At 37.3% G+C, this 15,483-nt stretch carries 14 protein-coding genes and 1 riboswitch; of the genes, 5 read left to right on the top strand and 9 right to left on the bottom strand.

Annotated features, from left to right (window positions below; all coding sequences use genetic code 11):
• Nucleotides 1-45 precede the first annotated feature (45 nt).
• Entirely contained in the window at nucleotides 46-675 is a 630-nt protein-coding gene (locus GGG_RS0104500) for a hypothetical protein (protein WP_010112622.1), read from the bottom strand.
• 135 nt (nucleotides 676-810) lie between these two features.
• On the opposite strand from GGG_RS0104500, the gene baeS reads away from it, so the two are divergent.
• The 3 genes from baeS (at nucleotide 811) to GGG_RS0104485 (ending at nucleotide 3,808) form a co-directional block, all read left to right on the top strand.
• On the top strand, nucleotides 811-2,478 hold the full coding sequence (gene baeS, locus GGG_RS0104495; protein ID WP_010112621.1) for a sensor histidine kinase efflux regulator BaeS: 1,668 nt from the start codon (nucleotides 811-813) through the stop codon (nucleotides 2,476-2,478).
• A gap of 15 nt (nucleotides 2,479-2,493) precedes the next feature.
• Nucleotides 2,494-3,180 (top strand): response regulator, encoded by a 687-nt coding sequence (locus tag GGG_RS0104490; protein WP_010112620.1) that lies wholly within the window; start codon nucleotides 2,494-2,496, stop codon nucleotides 3,178-3,180.
• Between the two features lie 322 nt (nucleotides 3,181-3,502).
• Complete coding sequence (locus tag GGG_RS0104485; RefSeq protein WP_010112619.1) at nucleotides 3,503-3,808, top strand: hypothetical protein; 306 nt, start codon at nucleotides 3,503-3,505, stop codon at nucleotides 3,806-3,808.
• 64 nt (nucleotides 3,809-3,872) lie between these two features.
• Here GGG_RS0104485 and GGG_RS0104480 read toward each other — a convergent pair whose 3' ends face one another.
• Nucleotides 3,873-4,253 (bottom strand): MmcQ/YjbR family DNA-binding protein, encoded by a 381-nt coding sequence (locus GGG_RS0104480; protein WP_010112617.1) that lies wholly within the window; start codon nucleotides 4,251-4,253, stop codon nucleotides 3,873-3,875.
• A gap of 42 nt (nucleotides 4,254-4,295) precedes the next feature.
• A complete protein-coding gene (locus tag GGG_RS0104475) occupies nucleotides 4,296-4,895 on the bottom strand; it encodes a murein L,D-transpeptidase family protein (protein WP_010112615.1) in 600 nt (199 codons plus the stop codon).
• Nucleotides 4,896-5,310: 415 nt separating this feature from the next.
• On the opposite strand from GGG_RS0104475, the gene GGG_RS0104470 reads away from it, so the two are divergent.
• Both GGG_RS0104470 and GGG_RS21320 read left to right on the top strand, forming a co-directional pair.
• Nucleotides 5,311-6,726, top strand: a complete 1,416-nt coding sequence (locus tag GGG_RS0104470; RefSeq protein ID WP_010112614.1) for a hypothetical protein — start codon at nucleotides 5,311-5,313, stop codon at nucleotides 6,724-6,726.
• Nucleotides 6,727-6,775: 49 nt separating this feature from the next.
• Nucleotides 6,776-7,849, top strand: coding sequence for a hypothetical protein (locus tag GGG_RS21320; RefSeq protein WP_010112613.1), 1,074 nt, complete (start codon nucleotides 6,776-6,778; stop codon nucleotides 7,847-7,849).
• A gap of 287 nt (nucleotides 7,850-8,136) precedes the next feature.
• On the opposite strand, the gene GGG_RS0104460 is transcribed toward GGG_RS21320, so the two are convergent.
• The 6 genes from GGG_RS0104460 to GGG_RS0104435 form a co-directional block, all read right to left on the bottom strand.
• Nucleotides 8,137-9,579, bottom strand: a complete 1,443-nt coding sequence (locus tag GGG_RS0104460) for a YdiU family protein (RefSeq protein WP_010112612.1) — start codon at nucleotides 9,577-9,579, stop codon at nucleotides 8,137-8,139.
• A gap of 77 nt (nucleotides 9,580-9,656) precedes the next feature.
• Complete coding sequence (locus GGG_RS0104455) at nucleotides 9,657-9,986, bottom strand: DHCW motif cupin fold protein (protein WP_010112611.1); 330 nt, start codon at nucleotides 9,984-9,986, stop codon at nucleotides 9,657-9,659.
• A gap of 101 nt (nucleotides 9,987-10,087) precedes the next feature.
• On the bottom strand, nucleotides 10,088-11,251 hold the full coding sequence (locus tag GGG_RS0104450) for an acyl-CoA desaturase (RefSeq protein WP_010112610.1): 1,164 nt from the start codon (nucleotides 11,249-11,251) through the stop codon (nucleotides 10,088-10,090).
• Nucleotides 11,252-11,578: 327 nt separating this feature from the next.
• A complete protein-coding gene (locus GGG_RS0104445) occupies nucleotides 11,579-12,301 on the bottom strand; it encodes a glycerophosphodiester phosphodiesterase (protein WP_029574445.1) in 723 nt (240 codons plus the stop codon).
• Between the two features lie 196 nt (nucleotides 12,302-12,497).
• Nucleotides 12,498-13,082, bottom strand: coding sequence for a cob(I)yrinic acid a,c-diamide adenosyltransferase (locus GGG_RS0104440; protein ID WP_010112607.1), 585 nt, complete (start codon nucleotides 13,080-13,082; stop codon nucleotides 12,498-12,500).
• A 159-nt stretch (nucleotides 13,083-13,241) separates the two neighbouring features.
• On the bottom strand, nucleotides 13,242-15,152 hold the full coding sequence (locus GGG_RS0104435) for a TonB-dependent siderophore receptor (protein ID WP_010112606.1): 1,911 nt from the start codon (nucleotides 15,150-15,152) through the stop codon (nucleotides 13,242-13,244).
• Nucleotides 15,153-15,175: 23 nt separating this feature from the next.
• Nucleotides 15,176-15,383, bottom strand: a riboswitch (cobalamin riboswitch).
• Nucleotides 15,384-15,483: the final 100 nt, after the last annotated feature.

Raw genomic sequence — 15,483 nt, 5'->3', positions numbered from 1 at the left:
CAATAAAAAAGGTGCTAAAAAGCACCTTTGTAAGAAAATATGAGATTAAGCTTTTGGTGGCATAGGCGCTACAGTTGGTATTTTGCCGTCTGCTTTGAATTGTGGTTGGAATTTCACAACACATTTACCGTCTAAAAGTTTGTCACCTAATTTTACTTGGATCGCTTTATCCGCAGGCTGTCCTACACACGCTTTTTGTACAGCGTCCCATTGCGCTTTACGTTCAGCACGCTTTTGTTCAAATTGTTGTTGAATTTGAGCACGTTGTTCTTCAGTCATATCTTTCATACGTGAACCATCGTGACGCATCATGCGATGTTCTTTATCCTGACCAAAGCGACTTTTCATTTCGTCTTTTGTTTTGCGATCTGCTTTGAATACGATATTACATGTGCCATCTATGGTTTTATCACCCGCTTTTACTTGAACAGCTTGTCCAATGGTTTTGCCGTCACAAGCGTTTTTCATTTGCTTACGCATTTCTTTATGTTGCGCACGCATTTGTTTCATTTGCTCACGCTCTTCAGGTGACATTTTTTTATGATCGTGGTGATGACCACCCATCATACGACCTTGATGTTCTTCTTTAGGACCTTGAGTCGATTGACAGGCAGTTAATGCCCCCATGCTTAAAAGACTTGCTGTCACCAAAGCGATTTTTGTCATTGCTTTCATTGTATTTCTCCAAGATTTTTGTAGATGCTGTCTATGCGTTAAAGATTAAATAATAATGATGTAGAAACAATGGAGAGTATTTTGAGCGAGTGTTGAGTACAATGTTGAAATGAGAAGAAAAATGAGAGATCTGTTTTGAAAATACGCCGAGTCCCCATTGCACTGCGTCTCTTTCTGACCGTGTTATTAACCACGTTGTTAATTACCACAGTCAGTTTGAGCGTTTTACATTGGACGATGCAAAAAAACTTTGCCAAATATGTTGCAGATGTAGAAATGCAAAAACTCGATCATTTGATTGAAAATTTGGCAGATGTTTATGGTGTTTATCACGACTGGGGCAATGCAGTTCAAGCGCAAATTCTTCAAATTGAAGGGCAGGCTGCACCTGATGATTATGATAAATTATCACGCTGGTGGTTACGTCGTCAGTACGATATTGCCTTGCAACAACGCTATTTTAAAGAACATACCATGCTTAATCCTGTAGCGCAGGATATGGGAGCGCCAGCTAAAAAGCAGATTGATCAAGCTGAATTAAAAATTTTAGAAGAAAACCTTCCTTCTGCGTATCAGCCATTCGAAGGGTTAAAATTTCCATTAAGTTCAAATCAGAGCATGTTTAAGCCACCTGATAAAAATGCTAAGAATAAAAGCTCAACGATGGTATCTGCTGAGCAAAAAGATGGAAAGAAACGTTTCATTTCTATGCCAGATCGTTTGGGTTTAAGTTCACGTCTGTCTTTGTACGACGTTAAACATCAATTCGTATTGGGTGAACCTTCCGATGATCAGGTGTCTTATCGACCGATTTTGGTGAATGACAAAATTGTCGGTTATCTCGGATTAAAACCAGTTTTAGATCAGGATGATGCACTGAGTATCAATTTCTTTAGTAATCAAAAACGTTATTTAGTATTAATTTATATTCTAAGCTTTTTAAGCAGTTTAGTTGCAGCATTGTTATTGGCAACTTATTTTAAACAACCGATTCAACGCTTATTAAATGCTACCCGTGAATTGACCAAAGGTAATTTTCAACATCAAGTCATGATTAAACGTAATGATGAATTAGGTGATTTATCAACAGAAATTAATCAACTTGCAACGATCTTGGATCAGCATGAAACCTCACGCCGTCAATGGGTTGCGGATACTTCACATGAGTTAAAAACACCTTTGGCTGTACTACAAGCTCAAATTGAAGCCATGCAAGATGGGATTCGTAAGCCTACACCTGAACATTTCGATGCGATGCTCAGACAGGTCACCAGTTTGAAAAAATTAACACAGGATCTTGCCGATTTAGCACAAGCTGAGGCACAGCAATTGAAATGCTATTTTGCTGAAATTGACCCATGGACTGTGGTTTTACAAGAGATTGAAAATTTTAAACCTAAATTTGAACAGGCAAATTTATCGATCTCAGCATCTGGTCAAGGTGCAAAATTACAATTAGATATAGATCGTTTTAAGCAAATTATGGTCAACTTGTTGGGCAATAGTATTCGTTATACTGAAGCGGATGGTGAGGTTCGAGTGCATACTGAACAAGATGAACACTCGTGGAGTGTGATTGTTGACGATAGCCCATTTGGTTTAACCGATGAACAAATTGCACGTTTAGGTGAACGTTTTTATCGTGTAGATGACTCACGAACCCGTAGCACTGGTGGTACAGGTTTAGGTTTAGCATTATCAGGTAAAATTGCACAGGCTTTAGGTGGTCAACTCACGTTTGATCATTCACCTTTAGGTGGTTTGCGTTGCAAACTGACATTTTCAAAACATACAAAGAGTTAAAAGGAAAAGCACAACATGAAACATATCATGCTGGTAGAAGATGAAGTTGAACTTGCGCAATTGGTACGAGATTATCTTGAAGCCGCAGGCTTTGAAGTGAGTATGTTCCATGATGGTCAGGACGCATATGATAGCTTTTTACAGCGTAAACCGAGCTTAATGGTCTTAGACTTGATGGTTCCGCGTATGGATGGTCTCACCATTTGCCGTAAAGTACGTGAACAGACAGATCTACCGATTATTATGGTAACTGCACGTACTGAAGAGATTGATCGTGTTCTGGGCTTAAATATGGGGGCAGATGATTATGTGTGTAAACCATTCAGTCCAAAAGAATTGGTTGCTCGTGTTCAAGCGGTACTGCGCCGTTTAGAGCGCAAAGCTGAACCTGAAAATAATGACTTATTCCGCATTGATAAAGCACAACAACGAATCTGGTATCAACAAAAGTCGTTGAATTTAACGCCAACTGAATTCCGCTTATTAGAGCTTTTCCTCGAACATTTAGGCCAAGTCTATTCTCGTGCGCAACTTTTAGACCATATTAACCCGGATAGTTTTGATGTTGCTGACCGTGTTATTGATAGTCATATCAAGAACTTAAGACGTAAAATATCAGAGGCAGCGGAAACAGGAAATCGCCATGAATGGGTGCAAGCGGTTTATGGTGTAGGTTACCGTTTTGAATATCCAGAAGATTAACTTTTCGACATAATCTATTTTGAATTGTGGATAAACACAGGTTTATCCACAGAATTTGTGGGTAAAAGTGAATAACTTTAAAATTTATTGTTGAATAAATGGACATATAGAAAATCATTTTTATAATTATTCCATTTGGTAATAATTCATGGCTTGTTTAAAATGATTGTTTATGTGCTTATGTAAATATGATTTTTAAAATAAATGCATAAGGAAAATAGCAAAAAGCCATTGTTAAATATTGGACTCACTTGAAAAAATGGATGAATAGCAGTAAAAAGTCGATATACAATCCGTGCATAAAATAAGAATAGTATCCAATATGTCAAACTCTCCAGATTATTATTATACCCGCCGCTTTTTAGCCATCTTGTGTTTTATTGCAGGTTTTGCTTCTGGTATCAGTTTCTTTGTGACTGGAATGACGCATTATATTTTACTGATTTTGATGGTTATATTTTTTATACTTACTTACTTTATTGCACCTTATGCACAAGGGCGAAAAAGTCGCATATCTGACAGTTGGGATATTTTTTTATTTGATGATTGGTTAATTACAGGTTTTTTCAATCTGATCACTTATCCATTTCGCCTAATTGTTTATGTTATAAAAGCGATTTTAGATTAACAACGTTCATCACAACTCGATTTACGTAAGAAACCTATTTAAGATCATTTTATTCTCAATCATTTTATTTAATTTGACGGTGGATTTCTAAGACCTGTTTTTGTGCTTTGGTCAGTTTATTCACAACCAATTCATAAGAGCTTTTTACTAAATCTTCAATTAATTCAGGAGTAATGAGATCTCCTGCATAAACTGTAATCCAATGTCTTTTATTCATGTGGTAACCCGTACGAATAGATGGATAAGTATCTCGTAACATTTCACCATGCTCAGGCTGAACTTTTAAATTAATGATTTTATTGCCCTGTAATGTAGAGCTGAGCAGAAACATTTTATCCATGACCTTATAGACAGAGATATCTTCGCCAAAAGGATAATCTAGTTCAGCCTTAGGCAGTTGCGCTGCTACTTCAAAAGCAAATTTTTGGATTTCATCGCCGTTCATTTTCTTCTTCTCACTTGTAAAACGTTGACGGATAAAAATCGTTTATGGGTAAATCGTAATGGTTGCCCCATCATCGACTAATTTCCATATCTCATCCATATCGATATTTCTTACAGCAATACAGCCCCAAGTCCAATCATTTCGTGGCAAATAACGCATTAAACTGGGTAATTTTTCGATTTGTGCAGTGGTAGCTGACCCGTGAATCATAATATCACCACCAGCAGAAACACCAAGCTGTTGCGCCTTGTTTTGATCGTGAGCATTTGGATAAGACACATGCAGCGATTTATAAAAAGCGCTTTTAGGATTGCGCCAATCTAAAATATAGTGCCCTTCAGGTGTTTTGCCATCACCTTCTTTGACTTTGTGTCCAATGGGATCAAAACCTAAACGCATCGGGTAGCTTTGAATGGTTTGCTGATGATGCATTAACTTAATGACACGGTCTGCTTTGAATACTTCGACAGCGGTAATTGGTGTTGTTTGGCGAATTCTATCGATGTCATGGTCAGAAAAATTTTGTACGTGAATTGAAGCCTTTGCAGTCGGAATAAACTGGTTATATTTTTGATAGGCAAATACGCCCATCAATGCGATTGCAAAGATGATGGCGAATACAAAACTATATTTCTTATTCATTTAAATTTTTGAATTGTAAAATTTGTGTGCTGTATAAATTTTATTCATTTTAAATGTGAAAGCTGTAGTTGATTTGTGATTTTGGATTTATCCTGTGGATAAACACATGCTTATCCACAGAAATTGTGGGTAACTATGGTCGATGTTTGAATGATATTGATTAGATTGAAATATTATAGAATATGTATTTTTTATGAATTCAGTATTTATTTATGTAATTCATTCTCTGTGAAAAATATTGAATTAATTTTATACTTTTTAATTGATTGGTTTACATAAGTGTTTATTATTAAAATAATTTAATTGATTTATACATATTTTTATTGAAAACATGTGAATTACGATATATTTTTAACATGCTTTATATTTACGAAAAATTACTTTTATTCATTTATATATAACAAAAGGGTATCTCATGTTATTTAAAAAAACATTACTTGTGATTATGTGTAGTACAGCTTTGGTTGCTTGCGGAGGTGGGGGTGGCTCATCAAGTGGCGGTGGTTCAAATGGAGGAAGCACAGGGGGAGGTGATGTAACTACACCTGTTTCAGATTTGGACAAAGCGAAACAATTGGTTGAAACGACTAAAGCAATTATTTCATATTATGATGGTTTTCAAGATATTGCTGATAATTATAAAACACCTGTCGAAGTGATCAATAATACTGCTTCTGATTTAAGTCGTGCAGCTGACATCGTGCTTACGCTTGCAGGGCTTGCTATGGAAGATGCGCAAGGCAAAACTAAGCAATATAGTGCGGCTGAATTAGAGCTATTGTTAAAAAATGATGCGATTAAAAGTCAATATCCTCTAGGATATGACATAAAAAATAATACATTGCAAATTCAGGTAACAGGTAATTCAGTCAAAGTAACGGGTGCTGCCGATGTTGCGTACTGGGATGAATTTAAAGAACCAAATACATGGGATTGGGATAACCCAGATTGGTTAACCAATAAAGAAAACTTTGTCTATGCGAACCAAGCTAAAGTAAACGTGACCAATCTTGTGCTTGAAGCTCCTTTTATCGCAAATCAAAGCACCTATAACTTTAAAATTGCAAATGGTGGTGCGATTGACATCACCAATGCTGCACAGCAAAAAGCTAAATTCAGCTTTACTGCAGACAGTACGGCTAAGTTGGTGTACCCAGCCGCTAATACTTTGGAAAATCAAGAGACTTTGCCAAATCAAGTATCATTACAATTAAAAGGTTTAGTCTTTGAAAGTGCAGATGTAAAAGCAACATTGAGTGAAGTTTCATCTTCAGCAAAAAATGTGAAATTCTCTAATGGTCAGTCAACGTTTGAACAATTAATACCATCTGAGTTGGTTTTAAAAGGTCAGGTTGCATATTTACAAGAAGTCTTAGATCTTGATGCAAGTATTAAACTCAATAATGATTTAACCAAAGTCATTGATATTAGTGCAGGTCAAGAAACTGCGCTTAATTTTATTAATGCAGATTTAGCCGTTAAATTGTCAGGTAAATTAAAAGGTGCTCATGCAACCCCAACGCCGTTTAGCATTGATGTGACTGCAAAGCGTGCTGATTATTTAAAAGGGACTGCAAATGTTGCAGTTTCGGTTGATAAAAATGCATTGGACATTGAGTTTACTTCACAAGATATTAAGCAAGAAAAACCAGTGGTGAGCAGTGTGATCAAGCATAAAAATGGCGCATTTGTTCAAATTGCTGATATTAAAAACTTTAGTACGGCTGATGTAAAAGTTGGAACAACAAGTTATGGAACAATTACCAAAAACTCTTCAGAGCAATATGCTGTGAAATTTATTGATAATACCATTGTTTATATCACTCCATAATTTAGACTCGTGAGAAGAGGACAGCATGCGCTGTCTTCTTTTATATTAAATGAATAAAAAAATTATATTTCTAACGCTGTTTCCTACAGTATGTTTTGCGGAAAAATCAGCACAATTTTCATTGAATGCAGAATTGTATAGCGATCCTGTTTCAGTCCATGCTTTTTTGAATGATTGGGATACGCCACATTTGGAAAAGGGGAAGAATGCGTTTGCTTCGGGCAAAATGAAACTCGAAACGCAACAAGATCATTGGACGATGGGTTGGGTATGGTCTTATGACTACCAATTACGTTTTAGTGAAGACATGGCGAAATTATATTATCAAATTCAAAATGATCAGCTTATCGATGCCAATTCAAGCTATGCACTAGAATTGGAAGCTCAACATGTCGATACCGTTGGAGCACGCTTTGGCTATGATTGGGATATTCACCCCAATTGGAAAGTGATCACTGGGGTGACTGCATTGATTGGACGTCATTATGTTGATGGTTCATTTCAGGCGCGTGGTCAAACCACCAATATGACTGAACTGATGGATCGAGTCAGTTGGTTAAACGGTCATTTGGACTATAGTTATGATGAACCTGCATTAAAAGAAGATGAACTGGGTTGGGATGGCAAAACGGATAAGGGCTATGGTTATGCCTTGGATTTGGGCTTAAAAGGTAAAATAGGCAAAAATTGGGATCTTTATTTTCAGGCAGAAGATCTTTTCAGTTATTTATACTGGGATAATGCGCCATTTACCAAATATAGTATTACTTATGATCAGAGCAGTCGTCCACGTATGGATTTGTCTGGGCAGTTGAGTAAAACCAAGCAATATAAACAAAAATTACCATTTAAAATCAGTTCTGAAATCACTTATACATCCGATGCAAATCCTTGGAGTATCAGTCTGAGTAGTTTTTCAAATCAGTATTTAACTTTGGCGCAATTGAATGGCTTTTGGCAAACTGCTCCACTTAAATACGGCATACATATAGAACCTCAGACACATTCTTTAGGTGTATCTGTACAGCATAAAAACTTTGGTTTGAAATATTTGACAGATGATTTAGCAACCAACGATGCACATCGTTTTAGTACGTATTTATATGCTCAATATTTCTGGTAATAGGGGCTTTTAAAAACTGATTTTAAAATGAATAAGCTCTAGAAAAATACGGGCTTGTCGCCCTAATGCTGATCAGTTAAGTCTTTTTAAATCCTCCCCCTTGCGGAGCATGCTCCTCACCTTTTTCAAAGGAGGGGGTATCAATAATCTAAAATTATTTTAAATTCTCAATGGGTTCCCTCTTTTTCCTTACGCCATAAATGGCTCAGGGTTAGGGGAGATTCTTAGATGAGTAAGTCGTAAATTGCTCTTAACTGACTGGCATTAGGTTATTCGCCCGCAATCTATTAAGAAGAACAGCTCACCGATATTTCAGGTACATCACTTGGTAAAGGTGCTAAATCTTCAGCTTTTTCTAAATCCACTTGTTTCGTGAAAGGTTGACTCAGCAATTTAAATAAACGCTCTACTTCTGAGAAATCATCACGCTCTGCCAGTTCAATCGCTTTCTGTGCCATATGATTACGAAGGATGTAGACAGGGTTGGCTTTCGCCATTTCAGCATCAAGCGCATCAATATCTTGGTTTTCACGAATACTTTGATATTGCGTTAAAAATACTTCGAACTGGCGACGATCCAAACAATCATCTTTGATCGCTTCATATTGTTTATTCTGTAAACGGATAAAACTGTCAGTGTAATCTAACTGTTCAGATTGCATCACTCTTAAAAAGGTCATAGCACAATCAAAGCTGTCTTTATGGAAACTTGGTAGCCCCATTTTCTGACACAACCCTAAAGTATAATGCTCTAAAAATGTAGGCTCAAAATGCTCTAAACATTCAACTAAGTCTTGTTTAAATTGTTCTTTATCATCTGCTTTTGCTAAAGGAATCAAATTGTTTAACCAATTCCAAAGATTCCAATGTGCAATACTCGGTTGATTTTGATAGGTATAACGACCGTTGTAATCGCTATGATTATTGATCCAATTCGGGCGGAAACGCTCCATAAATCCATAAGGGCCAAAATCTAAAGTTGAGCCTGTGATATTTAAATTATCGGTATTCATCACACCATGGGCAAAGCCAACCAATTGCCATTTGGCGATCATGATCGCTGTATTTTCAATAACCTTCGTAGCAAATGCGAGCAGTGGTTTTTCGGCTTCTAAACATTCTGGATAGTGCCATTCGATACATTTTTGCGTAAATTCAGCCAGTAAATCAGGTTGATATTGATTAACCCATTCAAAATGTCCTAAGCGTATGTGGCAATCTGAGGTGCGTAACATCATTGCACCCAATTCGAGCGTTTCACGTTGTACGCCTTGCGTAGAAGATGTGAAACCAACTGAATTACTAGAAGGCACACCCAATGAATTGAGCGCATGTCCTGCCAAGTATTCACGAATTACTGAACGCAGTACCGCACGACCATCACCCATGCGAGAGTAGGGCGTTGAGCCAGCACCTTTTAAATGTAGGTCAATGGTTTTCCCATGAATATCTACAATCTGAGCAATCAGCAAACCACGACCGTCACCGAGCTGACCTGCCCATTGTCCAAACTGATGTCCTGCATAAACCATTGCCAATGGATGAAACTCGGGGAATGTTTTTTGTCCGCTACAGATTTCAACCCATTGAGCTTTATCCTCAGCTGACCATTGCAATTCATCTGCTAAAGCAACATTAAAATGTCCTGCTTTTGCACCTTTGAGTGGAACTGGCATTTGCTCATGGTAGAGTTTTGGATTGAGAGATGGATAACGTGAATTGAAATACATAGCAATTGATCACAAGGGATGAGGCATGACCTGATCAATATAACAAAGTTTTATCTCTATGGATAATTCCAACTGTTTCAGTCAACAATAAACAACTTTGCCCCCACGGTTGTAGAAGAACGATGTGCTTCGGCATGGTCTGCAACTTGGTAACTCATTCCTGCACTTAATGTAAATGTACGTCCATCCTCAAGTTCAGTGTGTAATTCACCTTCTAAGCAGAAAAGAATATGTCCCTTACTACACCAATGGTCGGATAAGTAATCCTTTGAATATTCAACAATTCGGACTCGTATATCATCAAATTGCTGAGTGCGCCAAAGGGCATAACCCTGTTCACCCTCATGGCGTGTGGTAGGGATGTCTGTCCAATTGGTGATACCGAAGGGGATATTGTTCATTAGCATTTTATTTTACTCGTTATTTTTAAGGGAATAGACAAAAGAAAAGCCCCATTTCGGAGCTTTTCATTATTGTTTAAAATCACCCAAACTTTAAAAGTTGACGATTAAGAAACCACGTTCTTTTTAATACCACGCATCAATGTTTCTAAACGTTCACGATGGAAAGCAAGTTTTTGTTCAACCAGTTGGAAATCAACTTTTAATTTCACGTCCATTTGGTGAATCTTTTCAGCAACAGAAGCTTTTTTTGCTTGAAGCTCTTGCTCTTTCAATGAAGCCCAATCGTTTAAGGTATGGGTAAATGCTTCATATTCTTGAGCAACCTTTTGTTTCATTGCCATAATATCATCACTGACATTATGCCCATAAATCGCAAGATCTTGTTCTGCATATTTAAATCGCATTGCTAATTCAGCTTTTTTAATATTGAAGTTTGGAATACGACGCAAATTTTTAGCTAAGCCAACTTTAGAACAAGACCAAATTAGCCATTTAGTAGGATCATATTGCCACCATTTCACCCCATTACGATAGTCGTACTGGAAAATATGATGATAGTTATGATAACCCTCGCCCCAAGTCGCGATAGCGAGTACAAAGTTATCACGTGCTGTATTTTCGTCTGTATAAGGACGTTTGCCCCACATATGACAAAGCGAGTTAATGAAGAACGTGACGTGGTGGCTGAAAATTAAGCGTAATAATCCACCTAATAATAATACGCCCCACATGTCGCCAACAGCCCAACCGATCGGAACTAGGATCGCTGCATGTACTGCAATCACCAGTGGGATGTAGTACTTGTCTTGAAACATCACGACTTTGTCATTTAGCAGATCTGGTGCATTTTTATAGTTTTTTTCCGAAGAAGGATAGTTACGTAACATCCAACCAATATGTGCAAACCAAAATCCATTGTTGATTGAATACGGATCTTGATCCACATCATCAACATGGCGGTGATGAGTACGGTGACCTGAAGCCCAAAACAAAATACTGTTCTGTACTGCGAATGTACCCATAATCATCAAAATAATTTTGAGTGGCAATGTCGCTTCATAAGCACGATGTGCCCATAAACGATGATAGCCAGCAGTAATACCTAAACTGCTTAAACCAAGTAAAACGAATAAACTAATCCAAGCCGCCATACTAAAATCATGATGGTAGGCATATAAAGGGATCGCAATCACGGCAATGATTGGTAGTAATACCAATGCAAAGACACCGATCCAATTTATTGGGGCTTTGGGTAGGGGAGCATTCATCTCCAACAGCACTCCTAAGAACCTTAATTAGGTAAAAATCGAAAGCATAGCTTCAGTATTTTTCTAGGCTATACGTTCGTGGATATTAGCATGAGCGAACATGTGTTCACTAGTATTAGTGTACATCTGTATTGTATAAAACAGTAACAGAATAAAACATGAATTTTATCGATTTGATCGGAAAAAAAGAATGGTTAAAAAGTCGTATTGAGTTGTCAAAATAGTGTAAAAAAATTAAGCCCTACACTCTATAGTGTATTTAAATTTAACTTATTGATTATCAATGAAAATAAATTATTAGACTTAAAGTGCTCACAAAACATTTTGTTATTTAATTTGACCTAATCCTACTTGCATCATTTTAGGAAAATCGGTAATCAAACCATTAATTGCTAAATCACGTAAATGTTGCGCACGTTGTAAGTCATTTACAGTCCATATACTCACTTTTAAATTGGCTTTTTGAGTCGCTTGAATGAGTTCATCAGTCGCCAATTGATTCATCCATCCAATTTGGCAACATCCTAATTCTAAAGCTTGTTCGATGGCTTTTTCTCCAATATCGTCTTCGATTAACAATCCATGTTTGAAATGGCTATGCTGTTGAATTAAGGCTTGGTGAATTTTGAGGTCAAAACTGGTAATGATCGCTGTATTCTCAAAACCCTGTAGTTGTTTTTGTAATTCAATCACCAGTTTTTCAGCATGTTGCGCTGTTTCAACTGCTTTAACTTCAACTTCAATATGCTCAAAATCATGCATGATTTTCAAACTTTGGCGAAGTGTCGGCGTGATCTGCTTTTCCCAATCCATCCAAATATTGGCTTGGTTATAAGGTTCAAGTTCTGTGCTGCTTAATTCGTAAAGTGGTTGATCTATGCTGGTCGTTCTGAGGAAATTATCATCATGCATGATAATGAGTTCATCATCTTTAAGCTGACGCACATCAAATTCAACTGCTCGAATACCTAAATCATGAATATATTGAAATCCACCAAGGGTATTTTCAGGTGCTTCACCACGTGCGCCACGATGTCCGATAATTTTCATAATGAACTCAAATGCCAATTGAATGTCTGCGATCACTTGAACTAAAACCCAAACGATGCGGTCTAAACTTTAGATTTAGCTCATGCGATTCACCAGAAGTTTATCTTTTCAAAACAAATCTTGTTTAGGTTCTATTTCGAGTAGAACTGAATTTTATGATACAGATAAAAATTCAGTTCTTGATCATGATTTAAAGCTAAATCGTATCGTTGATGTTTTTTTGCCACAAAACTTCATTGCCGCCTTCTGCACGTTGTAAAGTACGTGAAGCAACGAAAAGCCAATCGGATAAACGATTGAGTAGTTGCAAGGCAGTTGCTTGGATGTTTTGATCTCGAGTATGAACAGTCATCAAACTGCGTTCTGCACGACGACAAACAGCACGTGCTTGATGTGCATAACTACAAATCAATGTGCCTGAAGGTAAGATGAACTCTTTAAGCATTGGTAAGTTTTCATTCATACGGTCAATGTCTTTTTCAAGAAATTCAACACAGACAGGCTGTAATAAGTTGTAGTTTGGAATACAAACCTCACCACCCAAATCGAAAAGCCAATGTTGAATCAAGCTTAATGATTTATCCCATGCATTTTTTTCTACGTCATCGATTGTACTTGCGGTAATTTGCGAACGAAGTATGCCAATGATCGCATTGAGTTCATCAACATCACCTAAGGCTGCGATGCGTAAATCATCTTTAGCGACACGTGAACCATCACCTAATCCAGTTGTGCCAGCATCGCCTGTACGTGTGTAAATCTTGCTCAGTCTGTGTCCCATGGTTTTTCCTTCATCATTTCATCTGTAAAAATATGCATAAAAAAATGGATAATGCTGGAGTATCATTATCCATATCAATAACCCTCTGTTTAGGCTGTTATCGTTATTATGTGCCCAGAACTATAAATCTAAAACTATGAATCTAAACCTACGAAAAGCTTAGTAACGGAAAGTTACCCCAGCTGAAGCAAGACGACCACCATTGATGTAATAGTAACCATTGCTATATGACGTGGTTTTATATTCAACATCACCGATGTTTTGAATATTGGTGAAGAGTTTTACATTTGGATTCACATTCCAAAAAGCATTCACATCGACTGTAGCATAGCCTGAAACTTTACTATTTTTCGGTCTAGATTTAGCCGAGAGTGAAGTGCTAATGCCATAAACTTCGTTTTGGATACCTGTGGTCAAAGTTAGGCTTTGACGTGAACGACGTGGTAAATCTTGATCAGTTTCTTTGTCTTTAGGTTGTACATAAGCATAAGAAAGATTGCTATATAGCTCATCACTTGTCCAATCTAGATTAAATTCACCACCTGTAAAGGTCGCTTTTTTAACATTGTACAAACGACCTTCATAAGTCACTGGATCAGTCACATAAGTAATCAGATCATCTACTTCATTACGATAAGCAGACAGTCCCATGCTTAAATTGTCTGTAATTTTTTGGTCAAGACCAACTTCATACGAAACACTTTCTTCAGGTTTTAAGTCTGGATTACCACCCCAACTGAGTGCATAAAGGTCATTATTGGATGGTGCACGGAACGCTGTACCAATATTGGTATAAATACTGGTCATTGGTAAAATTTGATAGCGAGCAGCAGCTTGTCCTACGGTATGCGTACCAAAAGTTTCATGATCTTCTACACGTAAACCCAACTGCGTATGTAATTTATCAGCTTGGTATTGGTGTTGTACAAAATATCCTGTGCTATCAACATCTTTGTTGTAGTCTACGCCATAAAAACCACTGCCTGAAAGCACATCAGATTTGATATTTTTAGTCGCTACACCCGCTAAAATATTTTGAGTCGGTGTGAATTGCCATTTGCTATACAATTCAGCTTCTTTGGTGGTGTTGTAAATCGCATCATGTGAATCATTTTGCTCTAAGTCATCTTTAAATTGTGACAAGCGCGCATTGATTGAAAGGCTGTCATTAACATTGACACGACCTTTTACATTAATGATTTCATTCTTAAAATCTTGAGAGACATTTTTTAAACCAATCAAGTTCCAGTTGGCATCATTCACACCATCCACATAAGTCGACGTACCTTGGTTTTGTGAATAGTCTACAGATGCAGCATATTGTTCTTTTTCAATACCAAATTTAGCACTAAAACCTTTTTGGTCATATGAACCTGCTTTTACATTGGCATCTTTAAAATCTGTCACTTGTGTGCCATCTGATTCAAGTCGTTGTCCACGAACTTGTGCATATACACCATTTTCAGCTAAATCAGCACCGACTACAGACTTGTAAGTATTGTGTTCACCCATTTCTCCAGTCACAAATGCACCTGTTTTTTCAGGTGTTTTTGAAATGAGTTGAACCACACCACCAATCGCATCTGTTCCATATAAAACAGATGCAGGGCCTTTCAGCACTTCAATTTGTTTAATATCGGTTGTATCAATAAATGCAAGTGAAGCAGAACCCGCAGAACCTGTATTCAAACGAACACCATCACGTAATACCAGTGTATGCGTTGAATTTGTACCACGTGTGAATATAGACGCCGCTTGTCCATAACCACCATATTGCATCATATCAATCGATGCATCACTCATGAGTAAATGTGGTAATTCAGCAATCGGTGACTGTTCTAAAATATGAGGATCGATAATTGAAATACGTGCAGGAATATTTTCAATTTTTTCTTCAGAACGCGTAGCTGTGACCACAATGGTGTCAAGCTGAGAGTTGATTTCTGAATTTGAAGATATTGTTTCAGCAAAAGTAGTAGAAGATAACCCCATCGCAATAGCGATAGCACCTACAAGTGTCGTAGGTTTAAAAGTTGAAAGTTTATAAAAACCAGACATGATATGCTCCATACATTCACTCCCCGTGAATGATTGAGTTAAAGGGCACAACAAGCAGGTATCCGGACTCAAATATAGAATCGATATCGATTCAAATTATTCCACCTTCCCACAAAATATTGCAGTGGTGTAAACCCTAAGATTTATAAAGAATAATCGTTCATTTTACCGTTGCGGGGGCAGTGTTGGATTTGCACCAACTTCCCTAAGCCTAAGCTATAGACTTGTTGCATTTGCGCGCAGTATAAAGTCAGACTAGGAATTAAACAATGTTGAACAGATAATCATATTGAACTTTAACGCAAGCGCTTTAAATTGCATTACAATGATTCGCTTAAACGAC

Source organism: Acinetobacter sp. P8-3-8, assembly GCF_000214135.1.
Taxonomy (GTDB): Bacteria; Pseudomonadota; Gammaproteobacteria; order Pseudomonadales; family Moraxellaceae; genus Acinetobacter.
The sequence above is the reverse complement of the archived record's forward strand: the minus strand, read 5'-3'. Positions and strand labels throughout refer to the sequence as shown.

Coding starts and splice junctions, on each gene's coding strand:
- GGG_RS0104435 (WP_010112606.1), bottom strand. CDS start 15,152: ATGGAGCATATCATGTCTGGTTTTTATAAACTTTCAACTTTTAAACCT.
- GGG_RS0104500 (WP_010112622.1), bottom strand. CDS start 675: ATGAAAGCAATGACAAAAATCGCTTTGGTGACAGCAAGTCTTTTAAGC.
- GGG_RS0104460 (WP_010112612.1), bottom strand. CDS start 9,579: ATGTATTTCAATTCACGTTATCCATCTCTCAATCCAAAACTCTACCAT.
- GGG_RS0104480 (WP_010112617.1), bottom strand. CDS start 4,253: ATGAACGGCGATGAAATCCAAAAATTTGCTTTTGAAGTAGCAGCGCAA.
- GGG_RS0104470 (WP_010112614.1), top strand. CDS start 5,311: ATGTTATTTAAAAAAACATTACTTGTGATTATGTGTAGTACAGCTTTG.
- GGG_RS0104490 (WP_010112620.1), top strand. CDS start 2,494: ATGAAACATATCATGCTGGTAGAAGATGAAGTTGAACTTGCGCAATTG.
- GGG_RS0104485 (WP_010112619.1), top strand. CDS start 3,503: ATGTCAAACTCTCCAGATTATTATTATACCCGCCGCTTTTTAGCCATC.
- GGG_RS0104475 (WP_010112615.1), bottom strand. CDS start 4,895: ATGAATAAGAAATATAGTTTTGTATTCGCCATCATCTTTGCAATCGCA.
- GGG_RS0104440 (WP_010112607.1), bottom strand. CDS start 13,082: ATGGGACACAGACTGAGCAAGATTTACACACGTACAGGCGATGCTGGC.
- GGG_RS0104445 (WP_029574445.1), bottom strand. CDS start 12,301: ATGAAAATTATCGGACATCGTGGCGCACGTGGTGAAGCACCTGAAAAT.
- GGG_RS0104450 (WP_010112610.1), bottom strand. CDS start 11,251: ATGAATGCTCCCCTACCCAAAGCCCCAATAAATTGGATCGGTGTCTTT.
- GGG_RS0104455 (WP_010112611.1), bottom strand. CDS start 9,986: ATGCTAATGAACAATATCCCCTTCGGTATCACCAATTGGACAGACATC.
- GGG_RS21320 (WP_010112613.1), top strand. CDS start 6,776: ATGAATAAAAAAATTATATTTCTAACGCTGTTTCCTACAGTATGTTTT.